Raw genomic sequence first — 293 nt, 5'->3', positions numbered from 1 at the left:
ACTATATGTCTAATTACGAACGCGGACTTACCGTACTGGATATCAGCGATCCTACTCAGCCTACCCAAGCTGGCCTTTTTGATACCTACCCTGCCAGCGACCAAACCACCTTCAATGGTGCCTGGGGCGTTTATCCTTTTTTGCCCAGTGGCCTGATTCTGGTCAGCGATATCAATAGCGGCCTGTATATCTTGCGAGACAATACCCGCCAAAGCCCGCTGGCCAGCATCAGCTTAAGCCAGGCCCGCATTAGCACCGAAGAAGGGAAGGACCTGCTCCTCGAGGTAACACCA

1 protein-coding gene is annotated in these 293 nt (G+C 52.9%); it reads left to right on the top strand.

All coding sequences use genetic code 11. The features are described from left to right. Window positions 1-293, top strand: a 293-nt coding sequence (locus J0A66_RS22900) for a choice-of-anchor B family protein (RefSeq protein WP_206576085.1), incomplete at both ends; no start/stop codon positions are given.

It is taken from the genome of Bowmanella dokdonensis (assembly GCF_017254865.1).
GTDB classification, from domain to species: Bacteria; Pseudomonadota; Gammaproteobacteria; order Enterobacterales; family Alteromonadaceae; genus Bowmanella; species Bowmanella dokdonensis.
The sequence above is the reverse complement of the archived record's forward strand: the minus strand, read 5'-3'. Positions and strand labels throughout refer to the sequence as shown.